Annotated in this window: 17 protein-coding genes; 6 read left to right on the top strand and 11 right to left on the bottom strand. The window is 62.1% G+C overall.

The window, feature by feature from the left end; genetic code table 11:
* Window positions 1-27: 27 nt before the first annotated feature.
* The 5 genes from glgC (at window position 28) to Q7T10_RS12205 (ending at window position 7,340) form a co-directional block, all read left to right on the top strand.
* Window positions 28-1,299 carry a glucose-1-phosphate adenylyltransferase gene (gene glgC, locus Q7T10_RS12225; protein WP_304748542.1) on the top strand — a complete coding sequence of 424 codons (1,272 nt, stop codon included), beginning with the start codon at window positions 28-30 and terminating at the stop codon, window positions 1,297-1,299.
* Complete coding sequence (gene glgA / locus Q7T10_RS12220) at window positions 1,296-2,810, top strand: glycogen synthase GlgA (RefSeq protein WP_304748541.1); 1,515 nt, start codon at window positions 1,296-1,298, stop codon at window positions 2,808-2,810. Before glgC ends, glgA begins: the two co-directional genes overlap by 4 nt.
* Before the next feature lie 2 nt (window positions 2,811-2,812).
* A complete protein-coding gene (locus Q7T10_RS12215; RefSeq protein ID WP_304748539.1) occupies window positions 2,813-5,284 on the top strand; it encodes a glycogen/starch/alpha-glucan phosphorylase in 2,472 nt (823 codons plus the stop codon).
* Window positions 5,285-5,349: 65 nt separating this feature from the next.
* Window positions 5,350-6,054 carry a response regulator gene (locus Q7T10_RS12210; RefSeq protein WP_304748537.1) on the top strand — a complete coding sequence of 235 codons (705 nt, stop codon included), beginning with the start codon at window positions 5,350-5,352 and terminating at the stop codon, window positions 6,052-6,054.
* A gap of 2 nt (window positions 6,055-6,056) precedes the next feature.
* Complete coding sequence (locus Q7T10_RS12205) at window positions 6,057-7,340, top strand: HAMP domain-containing sensor histidine kinase (RefSeq protein WP_304748536.1); 1,284 nt, start codon at window positions 6,057-6,059, stop codon at window positions 7,338-7,340.
* Window positions 7,341-7,764: 424 nt separating this feature from the next.
* On the opposite strand, the gene Q7T10_RS12200 is transcribed toward Q7T10_RS12205, so the two are convergent.
* From Q7T10_RS12200 to radA, 11 genes are all read right to left on the bottom strand, one after another.
* The gene (locus Q7T10_RS12200) at window positions 7,765-8,526 is read right to left on the bottom strand and encodes a hypothetical protein (RefSeq protein ID WP_304748534.1); all 762 of its coding nucleotides are present in this window, start codon (window positions 8,524-8,526) and stop codon (window positions 7,765-7,767) included.
* Window positions 8,527-8,643: 117 nt separating this feature from the next.
* On the bottom strand, window positions 8,644-9,651 hold the full coding sequence (waaF, locus tag Q7T10_RS12195; RefSeq protein WP_304748532.1) for a lipopolysaccharide heptosyltransferase II: 1,008 nt from the start codon (window positions 9,649-9,651) through the stop codon (window positions 8,644-8,646).
* A complete protein-coding gene (locus Q7T10_RS12190; protein WP_304748530.1) occupies window positions 9,638-9,844 on the bottom strand; it encodes a zinc-finger domain-containing protein in 207 nt (68 codons plus the stop codon). Before Q7T10_RS12190 ends, waaF begins: the two co-directional genes overlap by 14 nt.
* A complete protein-coding gene (locus Q7T10_RS12185; protein ID WP_304748529.1) occupies window positions 9,841-10,797 on the bottom strand; it encodes a branched-chain amino acid transaminase in 957 nt (318 codons plus the stop codon). The genes Q7T10_RS12190 and Q7T10_RS12185 overlap by 4 nt, the downstream gene beginning before the upstream one ends.
* A 48-nt stretch (window positions 10,798-10,845) precedes the next feature.
* Window positions 10,846-11,280 carry a glycerate kinase gene (locus tag Q7T10_RS12180; RefSeq protein ID WP_304748527.1) on the bottom strand — a complete coding sequence of 145 codons (435 nt, stop codon included), beginning with the start codon at window positions 11,278-11,280 and terminating at the stop codon, window positions 10,846-10,848.
* 53 nt (window positions 11,281-11,333) lie between these two features.
* On the bottom strand, window positions 11,334-12,695 hold the full coding sequence (locus tag Q7T10_RS12175) for an ATP-binding protein (RefSeq protein ID WP_304748525.1): 1,362 nt from the start codon (window positions 12,693-12,695) through the stop codon (window positions 11,334-11,336).
* Window positions 12,692-13,360: a winged helix-turn-helix domain-containing protein gene (locus tag Q7T10_RS12170; protein ID WP_304748523.1), complete on the bottom strand. Its 669-nt coding sequence runs from the start codon at window positions 13,358-13,360 to the stop codon at window positions 12,692-12,694. Before Q7T10_RS12170 ends, Q7T10_RS12175 begins: the two co-directional genes overlap by 4 nt.
* A gap of 73 nt (window positions 13,361-13,433) precedes the next feature.
* Window positions 13,434-14,141: a cytochrome b/b6 domain-containing protein gene (locus tag Q7T10_RS12165; RefSeq protein ID WP_304748521.1), complete on the bottom strand. Its 708-nt coding sequence runs from the start codon at window positions 14,139-14,141 to the stop codon at window positions 13,434-13,436.
* Window positions 14,142-14,147: 6 nt separating this feature from the next.
* Window positions 14,148-14,624: a diheme cytochrome c gene (locus Q7T10_RS12160; RefSeq protein WP_304748520.1), complete on the bottom strand. Its 477-nt coding sequence runs from the start codon at window positions 14,622-14,624 to the stop codon at window positions 14,148-14,150.
* A 31-nt stretch (window positions 14,625-14,655) separates the two neighbouring features.
* The gene (locus Q7T10_RS12155; RefSeq protein ID WP_304748519.1) at window positions 14,656-15,057 is read right to left on the bottom strand and encodes a DUF1924 domain-containing protein; all 402 of its coding nucleotides are present in this window, start codon (window positions 15,055-15,057) and stop codon (window positions 14,656-14,658) included.
* 97 nt (window positions 15,058-15,154) lie between these two features.
* Entirely contained in the window at window positions 15,155-16,522 is a 1,368-nt protein-coding gene (gene radA, locus Q7T10_RS12150) for a DNA repair protein RadA (protein ID WP_304748517.1), read from the bottom strand.
* 211 nt (window positions 16,523-16,733) lie between these two features.
* Here radA and Q7T10_RS12145 point away from each other — a divergent pair, with 211 nt between their 5' ends.
* On the top strand, window positions 16,734-17,441 hold the full coding sequence (locus tag Q7T10_RS12145) for an aldolase/citrate lyase family protein (RefSeq protein ID WP_304748515.1): 708 nt from the start codon (window positions 16,734-16,736) through the stop codon (window positions 17,439-17,441).
* The last annotated feature ends 28 nt before the right edge of the window (window positions 17,442-17,469 follow it).

Genomic DNA, 17,469 nt, shown 5'->3' with positions numbered 1-17,469 from the left:
CAATCTCTTTTGCTTGCGAGGTGTTTTATGAAAGACGGTGACCTTCATCAACCTGTACGCCAAACGATTGCCCTGGTACTTGCGGGTGGCCGTGGGTCACGACTGCAGGCCCTGACCGAACACTGCGCCAAGCCCGCCGTGCACTTTGGCGGCAAATTCCGCATCATCGATTTTGTGCTGTCCAACTGCCTGAATTCGGGCGTACACCGGATTGGCGTCCTGACCCAGTACAAGTCCCATAGCTTGTTGCGCCATTTGCAGCATGGCTGGTCGTTCCTTCGCAACGAGTTCAACGAGTTCATTGATTTGCTGCCGGCGCAACAACGTGTCGATGAAGCGTCGTGGTACCGGGGAACAGCCGACGCGGTTTATCAGAATCTGGACATCCTCGGCAGTCATCGCCACAAATTCATCCTGATACTTGCGGGCGACCATGTCTACAAAATGGATTACGCCCGTTTTATCGAGGACCATGTCGCACAGGGTGGGCCATGCAGCGTGGCGTGCATTGAAGTCCCCGTGGCTGAGGCCTCGGCATTCGGCGTCATGACGGTCGATGCCAATCGCCGCGTCACCGGCTTTGAAGAGAAGCCGGCCCACCCCCAGGCGATGCCGGGCCGGCCGGGCCGCGTGCTGGCCAGCATGGGGGTTTACATATTCAATTCCGAATATCTTTTTGCAGCACTGGAGGCGGATGTCAAGAATCCGTCATCCAACCACGACTTCGGCCGGGACCTGATTCCCGCCGTGGTGGCGCAGGGCAACGCGATCGCCCATCCGTTTGACATGTCGTGTGTCAAAACCAGCCCCGAAGCACCCTCCTATTGGCGCGATGTTGGCACCGTCGATGCCTACTGGGCTGCCAACATCGATCTGACGGCGACCATTCCCGAACTCGATTTATACGACCAGGAGTGGCCGATCTGGACCTACCAGCCCACCTTGCCATCAGCCAAGTTCGTCTTCGATGACGACGGGCGTCGCGGCATGGCGGTGGATTCCCTGGTGGCTGGCGGCTGCATTGTGTCAGGTTCTGTGGTGCGGCGATCCGTGTTGTTCACAGGCGTCCGCATTCATTCCTTCAGCAGCGTTGAAGAGGCTGTCATTCTGCCTGGCGCGGACGTCGGGCGCCATTGCCGTTTGCGCAAAGTGGTGATTGACGAGGGTTGCCGGATTCCTGCAGGCACGACGATTGGCTTCAATGCAGCCGACGATGCACGGCGCTTTATCCGCAGCCCGGATGGCGTGGTGCTGGTGACGAGTGCCATGGTGAAAGCGTTAGGGGAGAAGCCGGCGTGAAGGTCTTGTACGTATGCGCTGAGCTGTTCCCGTTTCTCAAGACAGGTGGGCTGGCAGACGTGGGTGCGGGCCTGCCGCCGGCGCTGCGGGCCCTGGGATGCGACGTGCGCATCCTGATGCCAGCCTTCCCCGCCATCGCCCGTGCCGCTGCTTCGACACGGCTGGTTTCCCTGTTGCCAGACGGCCCGATGCCCTGGGGCAGAGCTCCGGCGCTGCCTGCTACCGATGTGGCGCTGGCGACCCTGCCGGGCCTCGCGCTGCCGCTGTATCTGGTGCAGTCGCCCGCTTTGTATGAGCGCCCGGGCAATCCGTACCTTGGCCCGGATGGCAAAGAGTGGGGCGACAACGCACTGCGTTTTGCAGCACTGGGATGGGCCGCCGCCACCCTGGGCCAGGGACTCGACCCGGACTGGGTGCCCGATGTCATTCACTGCCATGACTGGCACACTGGCCTGGCCCCTGCCTATGTCCGCGCCTTTGCCGACGCGGGCCGCGCCGCACCCTCGACCGTATTCACCATTCACAATCTGGCCTACCAGGGCCTTTTCCCGGCGGCTGTATTCCCGCAATTGGGCCTGCCAGCAGCCTGCTTTGACGTGGACGGCCTGGAGTTCTTTGGTCAGGTGTCGTTCATGAAGGCGGCCATCACCTACGCTGACCGGATCACCACGGTCAGCCCGACCTATGCGCGGGAAATACTGTCTGAGCCACAGGGCTGCGGGCTCGATGGCCTGTTGCGTCAGCGTGCCAATTTGCTGTCAGGCGTCCTCAATGGGGTGGATTACCAGGTCTGGAGTCCGGCTACGGCTGTTTTGCTGGCGACCCATTACGACCTTGACACACTCGCGAATAAATCCCTGGCCAAGCGCGCGCTTCAAACTGAGCTCGGACTTGAGCAACGTGCGAACGCCCTGGTGTTTGGTGTGGTGAGCCGGCTGACCGAGCAGAAGGGATTGCATTTGTTACCGCCATTGATGGCCGAACTGGTTCAGCGCGGTGGGCAACTGGCGCTGCTCGGCCAGGGAGACGCTGCGCTGGAGCAGGCGTTTGTTGATGCGGCTATCCAATATCCCGGCCAGGTCGGTGTGCGCATTGGCTACGACGAAGCGACCGCCCATGCCATTGTCGCGGGCGCCGATGTCATTCTTGTTCCCTCGGCGTTTGAGCCCTGTGGCCTGACCCAGCTTTATGGCTTGCGTTACGGCACGCTGCCTCTGGTGCGCCGCGTCGGTGGTCTGGCCGACACCGTCGTCGATTGCACACTGGAGAATCTGGATGACGGCAGTGCCACCGGTTTTGTATTCGATGATTCGGGCGGGCAGGGCTTGTCCAGTGCCTTGCGGCGGGCATTTGTCCTGTTCCGCCGTCCTGATGAATGGGCGGCAGTCCAGAGGCGGGGGATGGGGTTGCGGTTTGACTGGCTGGCTTCGGCCCGGCACTACGTTGCCATGTATCAGTCCTTGCGGGCAGGTGCAAAATCCGGTGTGAGCACATCCTTCAGGAGAGTTTGAGCATGTCCTCGCTCGGAGCATTTGAATATGACAAGCGCGTCAACACCGTCGAGGCGCTGCGGCGGTCCATCGCCAATCGACTGGTTTACGCAGTTGGCAAGGACCTGCGCTCGGCGACGCAGCGCGACTGGCTGTTCGCCGTTTTTTATGCGGTGCGGGACCGCATCATGGACTGCTGGCGCGAGACCCGGGCCCAGGTGGAAGACCAGGATGCCAAGCGGGTGTATTACCTGTCGATGGAGTTTCTCACCGGACGTGCGTTGACCAACGCCATGCTGGCGGCAGACATCTACGAACCGGTCCGCCAGGCCTGCGCCCAACTGGGCGCCGATTTCGATGCCCTGATTGACCTGGAGCCCGATGCCGGCCTGGGCAATGGAGGCCTGGGCCGCCTGGCCGCCTGTTTTCTGGACTCGATGGCGACCTTGGGCCTGCCCGGCATGGGCTATGGCATTCGTTACGAATATGGCATGTTTGCCCAGCGTATTGAGCATGGTCAGCAAGTGGAGGAGCCGGACTACTGGCTGGTCAATGGCTATCCGTGGGAATTCATGCGCCCGGAATCGAGCTACACCATACGTTTTGGCGGGCGTTTGGTGCCCCAGAATGGCCACTCGCTGTGGCTGGACACCGAGGATGTCATTGCCACGGCCTACGACAGTGGCGTGCCCGGCCACAAGATGCGCAGCGTGGTCACCATGCGTCTCTGGTCGGCACGTGCCAGTGGCGGGGTGAACCTGGATGCGTTCAACCGGGGCGACTACATCCAGGCGGTCGAGGAAAAAAACCAGTCTGAAAACGTGTCGCGTGTGCTGTACCCGGACGACCGTACCGAGCATGGACGCGAATTGCGCTTGCGGCAGGAGTACTTCTTTGTCAGCGCTTCGTTGCAGGACATTCTGTGGCGCTACCTCCGGAATCACACGGAATTTGAGCAACTGGCGGACAAGGTCGCCATTCATCTGAACGACACGCACCCGGCCCTTGCGGTGCCCGAACTGATGCGACTGCTGCTGGACGAGCACCAGCTCGACTGGGCGACCGCGTGGGGTTTGTGCACCCGCATTTTTTCCTATACCAATCACACCCTGATGGAGGAGGCACTCGAGTCCTGGCCGGTCGAGTTGCTGACCCGCATGCTGCCACGGCACATGGGCCTGATCTACGAGATCAACGCCCGCTTTTTGGCCGAGGTGCATCGACGGTTTCCTTCAGACAACGCCTTGCTGCGCCGCATTTCCCTGATCGAAGAACGCGGCGTGCGGCGCGTGCTCATGGCGAACCTGTCGGTGCTGGCCAGTCACAAGGTGAATGGCGTCTCTGACTTGCACAGCAAGCTGATGGTGGACACCATCTTTTCCGATTTTGTGCAGATGTACCCGGAACGCTTCTGCAACAAAACCAATGGCATCACCCCGCGCCGCTGGTTGTCGCAGGCCAACCCATCCCTTTCCGCCCTGATTGACAGCCGTATCGGCCCCGACTGGCGGCGTGATCTGGATCAGTTGGCCAAGCTGCGAGAGCTTGCCGATGAGCCGGAGTTTCAAAACAGCTTTCAACTTGCCAAGCAGCACAACAAGCGCCGGCTGGCCGACATGATCGCGCGCAATCCGGGCGTCGTGGTGGACCCGGAGAGTCTGTTCGATGTCCAGGCCAAGCGCATGCATGAGTACAAGCGGCAACTGCTCAATGTGCTGCATATCATCACGCGCTACCACTGCATCTTGGCCCAGCCGCAGGCCGACTGGGTCCCGCGGACCGTGATCTTTGCCGGCAAGGCGGCATCTGCCTACTACATGGCCAAGCTGATCATCCGCCTGATCAATGATGTGGCACGCGTGATCAACAACGATCCGCGCACGGGGGGGCGGCTTCGGGTGGTGTTTATCCCCAATTACCGCGTGTCCCTGGCTGAAATCATCATTCCGGGCGCCAACCTGTCGGAGCAGATTTCAACTGCCGGGACGGAAGCGTCCGGCACCGGCAACATGAAGTTTGCCCTCAACGGTGCGCTCACCATCGGTACCTGGGATGGCGCCAACATCGAGATCGCCAACAACGTGGGTCTGGAGAATATTTTTGTCTTTGGCAATCGCACCGAGAAAGTGGCCGAACTGCGCGGTTATGGTTATCGGCCGCGGGACTACTACGAGGACAACTTTGAGCTGAAGTGCGCCATTGACCGTCTGGCCGAAGGCGCGTTCTCGCCCGAGGAACCCGATCGCTACCGTGATGTGGTCAACGCGCTGCTGGAGTCCGACCACTACCAGTTGTTGGCAGACTATGCGGATTATTGTGACTATCAGGACAAGGTGGACGACCTCTATCGGCGGCCAGCGGCATGGACGCGCAGCGCCATTCTCAATGTGGCCGGCATGGGTGCGTTTTCTTCCGATCGCACGATCCGTGAATACGCCAGCGAGATATGGGGTGTTCAGCCTCTCGCTTTGCCGCCATCAGCCTCTGGCAGCTAGTGCCCATTTACTTAACTTTACCGCCGCTTCAAGCGCTTGATGGGGCCCTGCCCTAGACTGCCCCCATGAGCCAAAACCTGCTGATGATCGAAGACGACGCCCGTCTGGCCCGGATGGTGGTCGAGTACCTTGGCCAGTCCGGGTTCGTGGTGAGCCATGCCGGTGACGCCCAGAGTGGGCTGGCTGCCTTGCAGGCCAGTCCACCCGATCTCGTGATACTGGACCTGATGCTGCCTGACATGGATGGTCTCGAGGTGTGCCGCCGCATCCGGGCGCTGCCCGGCGCCCTGGCTCAAGTGCCGGTGCTGATGCTGACTGCCAAAGGCGACCCGATGGACCGCATCATCGGGCTGGAAATTGGCGCCGACGACTATCTGCCCAAACCGTTCGAGCCGCGCGAGTTGTTGGCGCGCATTCGTGCTGTATTGCGTCGGCGCGTGGAGGGTCCGCCCCAGGTTGGCCGGCAATTGCGTTTTGGCACGCTTGAGATTGACCGCGACGCCCGTACCGTCAGTGTGGGGGCTCAGGCCTGCGATCTGACCTCTTACCAATTTGACTTGCTGGTGGCCTTGGCCGAACGCGCTGGCCGCGTGCTTACGCGGGACCAGATCATGGAAGCCGTGCGTGGCCGTGAGCTGGACGCCTTTGACCGCTCCATCGACGTGCACATGGGCCGCATCCGCGCCGCGATTGAGGTGGATCCCAAAACGCCCAAGCGCATTCTCACGGTGCGCGGTGTCGGCTATGTATTTGCCCGCCAGCAAGACTGACCATGTTCTTCAAGAAACTGTATGTGCGTATCTGGCTGGCCGTGGTGCTGGCTGTTGCCGTGCTGACATTCCTGGTGGGATGGGCCTGGCGGCTTACGGCCGAGCCGCCACTGCGCGAGGTGGTGATTCGCAACGAAGCGGGGCAAGTCATCGGCAGTGGCCATGCGCGCCTGATGCGCCCGCCGGGCGCCGGCCGGGCCGGCCGCCCGGCAGATGAGCCCGAGGAGGGTGAACCCGCGCCCAGTCCGCGCGGCAAGTACGGCAGCGGCCCCGAGTTCATGGTGCGCATGCAGGACGGTCAGACGCTGCACATGCACATGCCGCGTCCGCCGCAGTCGGCCTGGAGCCGGCCTCCGTTTGGTTTCTTCTGGACGCTGTCGCTGGTGGGAGTGGCCGTGGCGCTGGCGACCTACCCGATCATTCGCAAGCTCACACGCCGTCTGGAGGGGTTGCAGCAAGGGGTTGAACAATGGGGCGCGGGCGATTTGTCCGTTCGCATTCCCGAGACGGGACAGGACGAGGTGGCGTTTCTGGCCAAACGATTCAACATTGCCGCCGAACGCATCGAGACCCTGGTGAAGTCGCATGAGACCTTGCTGGCTTCCCAGAAATCGCTGTTGGCGAACGCCTCGCATGAACTGCGCTCCCCCCTCACACGCATTCGCATGGGGCTGGAGCTCATGGGCCCGGCCACGTCCTCCTCGTTCAAGCACGAAATAGAGCAGAACATCGCCGAACTGGACCAGTTGATCGAGGAGATTCTCCTGGCGAGCCGGCTCGACGCCCGTGAGTCAGACCTGGGCACGATTGAGTTGATTGACCTGATTGGGCTGGTGGCCGAGGAGTCTGCGCGGATGGGCGCCGAGCTGGATGTCCAGTTGACGCCCGACCCGGCGGCTCTCAAGGGCAGGGAGGCCGGTGACTCTGCCTTGCAGGTGCAGGGCGTCGCCAAACTGCTGCGCCGCGTCGTGCGTAACCTGCTTGAGAATGCCCGCCGCCATGCGGTGGGTGACATCACCGTGACGCTGGGCAAAACCGATGGTCAGGCCGTGATTCGCGTGTGTGACCGGGGTCCGGGTGTTCCACCGGAACTGCGTGAGCGCATCTTCGAGCCTTTTTACCGCTTGCCGGGGGCAACCGAGCGCGATGGCGGTGTCGGACTGGGCTTGGCCCTGGTGAAGTCCATCACCCTGCGTCACGGCGGCACCGTGTATTGCGAAAACCGTCCCGACGGCGGCGCCTGTTTTGTCGTTGAGTTACCTTTGACAGCAAATCAAAAAATGTAAATGTCGCAAAACGATACAGATTTTTACAAAATACCAGGCCATATCCCCCAAATGTGGGATGGCATGACCTCTCAATGCTCTGTAAAGTTGCACCAACTGCTGTCACAGTGATCAGGTGTTGGAGCCCGGTGAATGGATAAACGGGTATTCAAGCATTTCCAAGTTCCAACGACGTTCCTTCGGGAACTTTATAAAGCCACCTCCGGGTGGCTTTTTTTTCGATGAATTGGCCTCTGGCCCCCGTGAAATGTGCGCTGGCAGCTACTTTATTAATAGCAATCGCCTGGCGTGTTTTGACGGGCGTCGTCGATTTCTCCAAGCGCGCTATCGAGATGCTAACGCCCTTTGTGGCCGGCGCATCGTTCAGCTTCGTCAACCCTGACCGTGCTACCTTGCTGCCAAAGCAGCGGATCCAGCAGATCAATCAGCGAATATATCGACGATTCACCTGGAATGACGTCGTAGACGTTCCAATCGGCACGAGGGCGAGCAACTCCCCATTCCGTATCATCAGTGCGCCCTTGGTGGTTTGGCCCGTCAATGCCAGGCCTTGGGCGACCACGAAATCTCCGTTAGCGTATTCAATGCGAGCAAATGTCGTGCCGAGAGCAGAGCTAGTCGACACCACGCCACTACCTGTGAAGGTAAAGGGCGCCACGGCTAAGACGGAGGTTGCCGGATCAACGGCGGCTACGATGGTTTCGCTTGGCGTTAATTGGACGGTGGCGTCTGTCAATGTTGCCGTGAAGCGGACGGTTTCGTCTGGCTGACCGAAGCCACCCGTTGCGACCAACGCACCTGTACAGTCTGCGTTGTCGAAGTACTCTTGCTTGGTCGTGACAGAGAAGGTGTCGCTGCCCGTTGCAGTGTTCGTTCTCGTCAATCGCATGTGGGCAACACAATCTTGCCGCCACACGCCCTCATACTGCGAGAGATAGACACTCGCGGGCGATACGCCGGAAGACGCGGCCGCCGAGGACGATGAGGCGTCAGAACTGACCGAGCCGCCTCCACCGCCGCAGGCAACCAGCATCATCGAGCTCAGCAAAACTGCAAGGTACTTCATTTGAATCTCCCCATTGTGGTTACGGCATTCGTGAAGGTTTCTGACGTCCTTCTTGCCTGTCCATTTCGGACGAGTGAAGGCGTCAATAAATTCCTCATGCTGAATGATGACAGCCTTCACGCTGGCTGTCTGTGCGCCACCGTACGTTCAGTTGCTTAACGGCCACGGGCAGCAGGCCAGATTTGGCAGGGATCGTTGTCCAATACATCCCTTACCCCGACCATTCGCCATGGAAGACTATATTTTTTCCAGCACTTGGATCGGATTGATGTCCACCAGGCAGCGCGTATGCCCGAGCGGGCATTCCCTCTCAAAACATGGCGCGCAGTCCAGCGGTGGCTGGTAGGTGGGCTCGTTCTTGAGCCACAGCACGGTGGCCCCGTCATTCAGGGGCGGCGTGTGCAACGGGCTGCTGGAGCCGAAGATGGCGACCTGGCGAACGCCAAAAGCGGCCGCGACGTGCATCAGGCCGGAGTCGTTGCTCACTATGGTTTTTGTCGCGGCTATCGCACTGAATGCGTGGGCTAACGATGTTTTTCCTGCAAAATTGAGGCATTTGCCCGGCTGTTCGGCGTTCACCGGTGCGGCAATCTCTTCACACAGCGCATATTCCTTTGCCGATCCCAACAGCACCACCGGCAGGTCCAGACGCCGGGCCAGATCGGCAAAATGGCTTGCGGGCCAGCGTTTGGCCGGGCCGAACTCGGCACCCGGCGCAAATACGTAATAGGCGTCGCGCTGCAAGCCCATGGCGGCCAACGCCTGCTCAATGGCGCTGGCGTCTAGGTGCAGCTGCGGGCGGTCGGTTGCGACGTCGGTCTCGCCGCTGAGCGCTGAATAAAACGCCACCATCGGCGGGCGTTTGGCTTTGGGTGGGTTTTTCAGGCGGTGGGTCAGCAGGCCAACCCGCGCCTCGCCCAGATAGCCCACCCGTTTCGGGATGCCGGCCAGAAATGGCAGCAGGGCGCTTTTCAGCGAGTTGGGGCAGACATAAGCGATGTCAAACCGCTTATCCAGCTGCTTGGCCAGACCGCGTCGGGCCTTGAATTGCAGACCGCCATGAGCGAATGGAAACTCAATGACCTCGGCAACCTGCGGCATGGCCCGGTAGACCGGCGCCACCCAGGGAAGCGCGCCTACCGTGAGGCGTTCGCCGCGCGCCCTCAATCGTCGCAGCAGCGGCTCGGTCATCACCGCATCCCCAATCCACTGGGGCGCGATGATCAGCGATTCAGTGGTGCCCACCGAAGTGTTCGCCAGCCTTCATCTTGTAGACGGTGCCGCAATAGGGGCACTTGGCCTCACCGGTGTGGGCCACGTCGAGGTAGACCTTCGGGTGGCCGTCCCAGATCTTCATGTCGGCCAGCGGGCTGGGGCAAAACACGCCACCTTGCGCATTGAGGTCTTTGGCCAGCAGTTCAATGGGGTTCTTGCTCATGCGGAAACTTTCGTGAGCCAATGGGCATATTTGGGATTGCGGCCATTGACGATGTCAAAGAACGCGCTCTGGATTTTCTCGGTGATCGGGCCACGGCTGCCCACATAGTCATCTTTACCCAGCTCGATGCGATCCAGCTCGCGAATCGGCGTCACCTCAGCGGCGGTGCCGGTGAAGAAGGCCTCGTCGCAGATGTAGACCTCGTCACGGGTGATGCGTTTTTGCACCAGTTCCAGCCCCAGATCCTTGCAGATATGGAGCACCGTGTTGCGGGTAATGCCGTTCAGCGCGCCGGCCGACAGGTCGGGCGTGTAGACGACGCCGTTCTTGACCACAAACACGTTCTCGCCGGCACCTTCGCTGACAAATCCGCTGGAGTCCAGCAGCATGGCTTCGTCGTAGCCGTCGTCGGTGGCTTCCATGTTGGCCAGGATCGAGTTGGTGTAGTTGCTCACGGCTTTGGCCTGCGTCATGGTGATGTTGACGTGGTGGCGGGTGTAGCTGGAAATCTTGACGCGAATGCCGCGCTTCATGCCCTCTTCGCCCAGGTAGGCGCCCCACGGCCAGGCGGCCACCATCAGGTGAATGGTGTTGCCCTTGGGGCTAACGCCCAGCTTCTTGTCACCAATCCAGGTCAACGGGCGCAGGTAGCCGGACTCCAGCTTGTTCTCCCGAATGACGGCCATCTGCGCCTGGTTTACTTCGTCCTGGGTGAACGGGATCTTCATGCGCAGGATCTTGGCGCTGTTGAACAGGCGCTCGGTGTGCTCCTGCAGCCGGAAAATCGCCGGCCCATTCACGGTGTTGTAAGCGCGCACGCCCTCAAAGGCGCCGCAGCCGTAGTGCAGGGTGTGGCTCAGAACGTGGATCTTGGCGTCACGCCATTCCACCATCTGGCCGTCCATCCAGATTTTTCCGTCGCGGTCAGCCATGGAGGGGGGTAGGGGGCTCATGTGTGTCTTTCAGAAATGTGGGGTGTCAGTTGGAGTCAACGGTCGATTTTACGGGGCCGGGCTGATGGCGGTATCCGTCTGCGGCTTGTCTGTTTGGGGCGGGCGGACAAGGTCCCATTTTTTCAGTTTGCCTCCCCAGAACTCGCCGGTCACCCGTGATTCGGTGCCGTCGGTCCAGCGGAACACCTCGGGTTGGGTGTCCTTGGGGCTGACGAGCTCGCCCAGTGACCGGGTCATGGCCACCACATGCAGCAGTGTCACGCCCGGTCGGAGCTTGGCATTGAGCATCACGGCGCTGTCCACAAAGCCGATAGGCCGGTTGGCGGCGCGTTTGAGAATTTGCATCATGCGGGTGAAGTGCAGCAGCAGCCACATGACCAGTGCCCCCGCCGCCACGGCCACACCGGCCCAGCCATAAAAATGGTGAGCCGCCACGAGCAGGGCGGCGCTGGCCAGCGGAACAAGTATTTTTTGAAATTGCATGGCCGGATTTTGTCAGGCTTCACCGTCGAAGCTCGTGCGGAGAACGCGTAGGGTCAGCGCCCCCGCCACCGCACGGTGACTGACAAACCCCCCAGCAGGTCGGAGCGCCCCACCTGGACTTGCGCGCCGGAGGCTTCGGCAATCCGCCTGGCAATCGACCAGCCCAGGCCGCTGCCCGGCTGGTTGTTGCCCAGTACCCGGTAAAAACGCTCTCCCAGGCGGGCCATCTCTTCGGTTGTCATGCCGGGGCCACTGTCTTCCACCCGCAATACGGTCTGGCCAGATTCATTCGCCACGCCCACTTGAATCCGCGCACCCGATGGGCTGTAGCGCAGGGCGTTGTCAATCAGGTTGCGCACCAGCACACTGACCAGCATCTCGTCCCCAGCGATCGGGCACGGGGCGTGGGCGTCGAGTTCCAGCGTTTGCTGGCGTGCCAGCGCGGTGGGCGCCAGGTCGGCCGCGACGCGTCGCGCCACGGCGGTGACATCGGTGGTCTTAGGCGTTGTGTTGGGGACATTCGGGCTGGTCTCCAGTCTGGCGAGCGTCAGCAGTTGTTCGACCAGCCGCGTGGCGCGGTCACACCCGGCCAGGGTGACCTGCAATGCATGGTCGCGCTGTGCGGTGTCGGTTCCGGCACCCAGAGCGACCTGTGCCTGGGCGCGGATGGCCGCGATCGGGGTGCGCAGTTCATGTGCTGCGTCGGCGGTGAAGCGGCGCTCGGAAGCGACCATGGCGTCAATGCGTTCAAACAGTGCATTGAGCGATTCAACCAGCGGTTTGATTTCAGAAGGCACATCAGTGAGCACCACCGGCTCCAACGCCTGGGCTTGTCGCTGCCGCAGCACCTGGCTGAGCTGTCGCAAGGGCGCCAGACCCTGTCGCACCGCCCACCACAGCAGCAGCGCCAGCAGCGGCAAGGTACAGACCAGCGGCAGCAGCATGCCGCGCAACACGGCCAGCAGGATGTCATGGCGGGATTCGGTCTGTTCGCCCACAAACACCTGCACATCGTTCTCAGTGCCGCGCGTGGCAAACACGCGCCATTGCGCCCCATCGCTCAGCCGCACCGTGGAAAAGCCGCGCGAATCGCCGGACATGGGCGCCATCCCTGCGTTGGCCGATCGCATCGTCAGCTGGCCCTCGTGGTACACCTGAAACGCCACCTTGGGCGCGTACTTGTGCAGCGAGGGCGCGTCTGCCACGCCGTCTTCGTCATCGCCGTGGGCCTGGGCCTGTTGCATGACCAGCAGGGCTGCAGCTTGGGCCAAATGACCATCGAGCAACTCGCCCAGTTCGTCGCGCGCTTCAACCAGGGTCAGGGCAGCAGCACCCAGCCACACCGCGGTCACCAGGGTGAGAACCAGCGCCAGCAGGCGCGCCTGCAGGGATTTCAGACGCCGCAGCAATTTCATGGCGAGTCCTGGGTGCGCATGGTGTAGCCCACGCCGCGCACCGTCTGGATCACATCCGGGTGCAGTTTGCGCCGCAGGTGGTGGATGTGCACCTCGATCGCATTGCTGTCGACCTCGTAGCCCCAGCTGTAGAGCTGCTGCTCCAGCTGTTCGCGCGACATGACGCGCCCGGCGCTGAGCATGAGGGCGTGCAGCAGATCGAATTCGCGGGTGGACAGCGCCACCACCTCGCCGTCCATGCTGACCTGTCGCGCTGACGGGTCCAGCAGCACGCCGCCACACTGCAAGGCCCCCTGGATCTGGCCATGCGAGCGCCGTACCAGCGATCGCAGGCGGGCGCCCAGTTCATGCAGATCCACCGGCTTGACCACATAGTCATCGGCGCCCAGGTCCAGGCCACGGATGCGGTCCGGCACGGCGTCACGTGCGGTCAGCACCAGAACCGGGGTGGTGATTCTGCGGGCGCGCAGGGCCTGCAACACATCCATTCCGTCCTTCAGTGGCAGCCCGAGGTCCAGCACGGCGGCCGCGTAGTCGCCAGAGGCCAACTCGCGCTCGACCGCGACACCGTCACGGACCCAGTCCACCTGGAAGCCCAACTGGCGCAGGCCGGCGCGCAGGCCATCGCCCAGCATGTCGTCATCTTCAGCCAGCAGAATGCGCATTCAATCGTTCCAGGTTGTTGATCCGGCCATCATGCTCCGTTGACAGGGCGCATGGCCATTGCGCATGGACACATCAGTCGTCATCGTCATGGGCACCTGCGCCGTATTTTGCCGTCTCTGCCGTACTGCCCCCGGCGGATGCCATGGGTGAGGGTGCACCCTGCCATTGCAGCCACCAAAAACCCAGTACCGCCACCACCATGAGGACCGCCAGCGGACGCCAGGGGCGACGGATCCCTTCCTCGGGCACGCCCTCCTTCTTGCCGGTCACCATCGAGCGCACCAGGTTTTCGCGATGCAGCCAGCTGGCGATGACGACCCCCGCCACATGAACCCCGACCACGGCCAGCATGAAATTCGCCGCACCCTCATGCAATTCCTCCAGCCAGTTGCCTCCGACCTCGTTGTAGGTGGCCCAGCCCGTGAAGGTGATGGCGATGCTCAGCAGCAGCAACAGCACGATCGCCACGGCGCCGGCCGGGTTGTGCCCGACATGGTGCTCGGGTCGACCCGCCATCATGGCCCGCACATAGCGCATCACGGCGGCGGGGCCACGGATAAAACTGGCAAAGCGCGCATAGCGTGTACCCATGAGGCCCCACAGAATGCGAAACGCCACCAGCGCGCCCAGCGTGTAACCCAGGCTCACATGCACCAGGCGCCAGCGTTCACTCTCGGCCGTGATGTAGGCGCCGGCAAAGCTCAGCACCAGCAGCCAGTGAAACACCCGCACCGGGGCATCCCACACCAGCACCTTTGTCTTGGTCGTTGAATCAGTCATGATTTGTTACCTCGGGATCTTGATGTCACGTTCGCTGAAGCTGCCCTGCGCCGCGTTGGTGTGGCAGGCCGCGCAGTTGGAGGCGCTGCCCACAGCGGCGCGCTTCCAGACCGCAGGCGGTACTTCGCGCTCGTTGTGCTTGCGCAGGAACCAGGCCGATTTTGTGATGCGGTCCTGCGGCGGCTCCTCGCTCACCCGTTTGTAGGTGCCTGCATTCGCTTTGAGCCAGCCACTGATCTCGCGCACGCTCATCTCGTCCAGTGAGGCGTCGGTGCCGTAGTGTTTGTTGAGCGAACCCATCATGCGGGTCCACGAGGCGGCCGGCAGCATGCCGGGCGGGTAGGCCATGTGGCAGGCCGCGCATTCCTGCTGGTATTTGGGCAGCGGCGGGACCATGGGGCCTTTGGAATCTGCCAGGGCCGCGCTGGTGCCAGCCAGCAACAGGCCGCACAACGCAAGTTGTTTGAAAGTTGAATGTTTCATTGGGTTCTTTCAGTTGAATTGAAGACCGGGCTCAGCGCTTGAAGGTCAACAAGAACGCCAGCACATCGGCTTTTTCCCCGGCAGTGCATTCGCGCCCCATCACGTCGTTGCAGTTGCGGCGAAACCACTTCTCGGTCTTGGCGGTGTCGGTGAAGCGCTCGGGATTGAAGGCCGGTGCCAGTGCCCCGATCGCCTTGCCGGTGCTGGCGTGTTTGCCGGCCGCGGTGGGCGTGGCGCTGTGACACGAGGCACAAGACCAGTCCTTGCCGTGCGTGGTGGTGAACAGTTGCTGTCCACGTGCCGCCTGGGCCGCTGTGCCGGCCTGCGCCGTGTAACCGGCGAGCTGTTCGGCAGGCGTCACGGCGTGGGCGAGCGGGCTGAGCGCTGCGCCGGTCAGAACGAGAATGCGGGAAATTGAATTGAATATGTGCATAGGACCTCCATGGATAGCCATGGTAGGGAGCACAGATTAAGCAATTCTTAAATCATGAAAGGCGTCGAATCGCACCAATGACGCAACGACGCTGGCGCTACTGCAGTGAGCGCACCACTTCCATCGCCTGCTCGACCCGCTCCACCGCATGGATGGTCAGGCCCTCGATGGGCTTTTTGGGCGCATTGGCCTTGGGCACCACCGCCACGCTGAACCCCAGCTTGGCAGCTTCTTTCAGCCGCTCCTGACCACGCGGTGCGGGCCGTACCTCGCCGGCCAGCCCCACCTCGCCAAACGCAAAGAATCCCTTGGGCAGCGGCTTGCCGCGTAAAGACGAAGTGATGGCCAGCAACACCGCCAGATCGGCGGCGGGCTCGCTGATGCGCACGCCGCCCACGGCATTCACAAAGACGTCCTGGTCCATGCAGGCGACGCCGGCGTGGCGGTGCAGCACCGCCAGCAGCATGGCCAGACGGTCCTTGTCCAGCCCCACGCTCAAGCGCCTGGGCGATGGCCCGCCGCTGTCCACCAGCGCCTGAATTTCCACCAGCATCGGGCGCGTTCCTTCGAGCGTGACCATGACACAGCTGCCGGGCACGGGCTCGGCATGCTGGCTCAGGAAAATGGCGCTCGGGTTGGACACGCCCTTGAGGCCTTTCTCGGTCATGGCGAATACACCGATTTCGTTGACGGCGCCAAAACGGTTCTTGATGGCGCGCACCAATCTGAAGCTGCTGTGCGTGTCACCTTCGAAGTACAGAACGGTGTCCACCATGTGCTCCAGCACGCGCGGCCCGGCCAGCGCGCCTTCCTTGGTGACGTGGCCGACCAGGACGATGCTGACGCCGCTGGCCTTGGCCGCACGCGTCAGGTGCGCTGCGCACTCGCGCACCTGGGCCACGGAACCTGGTGCTGAAGTGAGCTGGTCCGAGTACACCGTCTGAATCGAATCGATGACCGCGATGTCGGGTTGCGTGGCATCGAGCGTGGCGAGAATGCGCTCCAGCTGGATCTCGGCCAGTACCTTCACCTGGCTGTTGTCCAGCCCGAGGCGGCGCGAACGCAGCGCCACCTGGGCGCCACTTTCTTCGCCCGTCACGTACAAGGTTTTTTGCCCGCTGCGTTGCAGCGAATCCAGCGCCTGCAACAGCAGGGTCGACTTCCCGATGCCGGGGTCGCCGCCAATCAGCACCACGCCGCCCTCCACAATGCCGCCGCCCAGCACGCGGTCCAGTTCCTCGTGGCCGGTGGGGGTGCGGGCCATGTCAACGGCATCAATGTCGCCCAGAGTGGCGATCTCCGAGGTCTTGGCCAGTGAGGCGAAGCGGTTCTTGGTCGGCGCCGCGCTTTCGGCGACCGATTCAATCAGCGTGTTCCAGGCGTTGCAGCTCGGGCATTTGCCCAGCCACTTGGGGCTGCTGCCACCACAATCGGAGCAAACGTAAATGGTTTTTTCTTTGGCCATGGTTGGATGTTACTGTATGAAACCACAGTTTCCGACCCATTGCCATGGTCGAGCGCAAAATTGTGACCGTCGGTTAAGGTGTCAAACAAATGGAATCCGTTGCCACGCCCTTCATTCACCGCAAGCTGCGGCTGCAGGCATGCGAGGCCTTGCTCCTCGGCCCCATGGGGGGAGCGCACTGTCTGTCTGTTCTTTTTTGAAAGCTGTCTGCATGAAAACCCCTGTGAACCCCTTCAAACAAGCACTGGCCAACAAGCAGGCCCAGATCGGCCTGTGGGTTGGCTTGCCCGACGCCTACACCACAGAAATTTGCGCTGGCGCCGGCTTTGACTGGCTGCTGCTGGACGGCGAGCACGCGCCGAATGACCTGCCCTGTCTGGTGGCCCAGGCCCAAGCGGTGGCGGGCTACCCCGGCACCCATGCGATTGCACGGGTGCCCATGGGCCATGGCCATGTCGGCGAGATGCTGATCAAGCAATACCTGGACGTCGGCATTCAGACCCTGCTGGTCCCCATGGTGGACACAGCGACGCAGGCGGCGGCACTGGTTCGCGCTATGCGCTACCCGCAAGCCGATGGACGCGGCGGCATTCGCGGCATGGGCGGCGCCCGCGCCTCGCGCTGGGGCCGCTACCCGCAGTATGCGCATGAGGCCAATGCCCAGGTCTGCCTGCTGGTGCAGGCCGAAACCCGGACGGCGCTCGATAACCTGGATGCGATCGCCCGCATCGTCAAGGCCGGCAAGGCCGCCGGCATCCTGACGCCGGACGAAGCCCTGGCCCGGCACTACCTGTCGCTGGGCGCCACCTTTGTTGCGGTCGGGCTGGATACCTACTTGCTGGCCCGCCACACCAGCGCCCTCGCGGGGCGTTTTAAAGCGACCCCTGCAGCACCTGCCCCGGCCGGGCAGACCTATTGAGCGTGTCATGCTCCGGTTCGGTGATTTA

Origin of the sequence: Rhodoferax sp., from assembly GCF_030646845.1 — a bacterium.
Lineage (GTDB): Bacteria > Pseudomonadota > Gammaproteobacteria > Burkholderiales > Burkholderiaceae_C > Rhodoferax.
The sequence above is the reverse complement of the archived record's forward strand: the minus strand, read 5'-3'. Positions and strand labels throughout refer to the sequence as shown.